This is a genomic window from Enterobacter cloacae complex sp. 2021EL-01169, from assembly GCF_020733125.1.
GTDB classification, from domain to species: domain Bacteria; phylum Pseudomonadota; class Gammaproteobacteria; order Enterobacterales; family Enterobacteriaceae; genus Enterobacter; species Enterobacter roggenkampii.
In genome coordinates this window covers 1-1317 of the sequence record NZ_JAJFTC010000050.1, presented here as the reverse complement: position 1 = coordinate 1317, position 1317 = coordinate 1, and the positions used below count along the sequence as shown (strand labels likewise).

The window sequence follows — 1317 nt, the reverse complement described above, 5'->3', positions numbered from 1 at the left end:
TAGCGGGCGGCCGGAAGGTGAATGCTAGGCATGATCTAACCCTCGGTCTCTGGCGTCGCGACTGCGAAATTTCGCGAGGGTTTCCGAGAAGGTGATTGCGCTTCGCAGATCTCCAGGCGCGTGGGTGCGGACGTAGTCAGCGCCATTGCCGATCGCGTGAAGTTCCGCCGCAAGGCTCGCTGGACCCAGATCCTTTACAGGAAGGCCAACGGTGGCGCCCAAGAAGGATTTCCGCGACACCGAGACCAATAGCGGAAGCCCCAACGCCGACTTCAGCTTTTGAAGGTTCGACAGCACGTGCAGCGATGTTTCCGGTGCGGGGCTCAAGAAAAATCCCATCCCCGGATCGAGGATGAGCCGGTCGGCAGCGACCCCGCTCCGTCGCAAGGCGGAAACCCGCGCCTCGAAGAACCGCACAATCTCGTCGAGCGCGTCTTCGGGTCGAAGGTGACCGGTGCGGGTGGCGATGCCATCCCGCTGCGCTGAGTGCATAACCACCAGCCTGCAGTCCGCCTCAGCAATATCGGGATAGAGCGCAGGGTCAGGAAATCCTTGGATATCGTTCAGGTAGCCCACGCCGCGCTTGAGCGCATAGCGCTGGGTTTCCGGTTGGAAGCTGTCGATTGAAACACGGTGCATCTGATCGGACAGGGCGTCTAAGAGCGGCGCAATACGTCTGATCTCATCGGCCGGCGATACAGGCCTCGCGTCCGGATGGCTGGCGGCCGGTCCGACATCCACGACGTCTGATCCGACTCGCAGCATTTCGATCGCCGCGGTGACAGCGCCGGCGGGGTCTAGCCGCCGGCTCTCATCGAAGAAGGAGTCCTCGGTGAGATTCAGAATGCCGAACACCGTCACCATGGCGTCGGCCTCCGCAGCGACTTCCACGATGGGGATCGGGCGAGCAAAAAGGCAGCAATTATGAGCCCCATACCTACAAAGCCCCACGCATCAAGCTTTTGCCCATGAAGCAACCAGGCAATGGCTGTAATTATGACGACGCCGAGTCCCGACCAGACTGCATAAGCAACACCGACAGGGATGGATTTCAGAACCAGAGAAAGAAAATAAAATGCGATGCCATAACCGATTATGACAACGGCGGAAGGGGCAAGCTTAGTAAAGCCCTCGCTAGATTTTAATGCGGATGTTGCGATTACTTCGCCAACTATTGCGATAACAAGAAAAAGCCAGCCTTTCATGATATATCTCCCAATTTGTGTAGGGCTTATTATGCACGCTTAAAAATAATAAAAGCAGACTTGACCTGATAGTTTGGCTGTGAGCAATTATGTGCTTAGTGCATCTAACGCC

At 56.8% G+C, this 1317-nt stretch carries 2 protein-coding genes; both read right to left on the bottom strand.

Going from position 1 to position 1317, the window contains the following annotated elements; all coding sequences use genetic code 11:
• Nucleotides 1-24: 24 nt before the first annotated feature.
• Nucleotides 25-864 carry a sulfonamide-resistant dihydropteroate synthase Sul1 gene (gene sul1 / locus LLF79_RS26790; RefSeq protein ID WP_000259031.1) on the bottom strand — a complete coding sequence of 280 codons (840 nt, stop codon included), beginning with the start codon at nt 862-864 and terminating at the stop codon, nt 25-27.
• Nucleotides 858-1205, bottom strand: a complete 348-nt coding sequence (locus LLF79_RS26785; RefSeq protein ID WP_000679427.1) for a quaternary ammonium compound efflux SMR transporter QacE delta 1 — start codon at nt 1203-1205, stop codon at nt 858-860. Before LLF79_RS26785 ends, sul1 begins: the two co-directional genes overlap by 7 nt.
• Nucleotides 1206-1317: the final 112 nt, after the last annotated feature.

Excerpts from the sequence above, each read along its gene's own strand:
- sul1 (WP_000259031.1), bottom strand. The coding sequence starts at position 864 with ATGGTGACGGTGTTCGGCATTCTGAATCTCACCGAGGACTCCTTCTTC.
- LLF79_RS26785 (WP_000679427.1), bottom strand. The coding sequence starts at position 1,205 with ATGAAAGGCTGGCTTTTTCTTGTTATCGCAATAGTTGGCGAAGTAATC.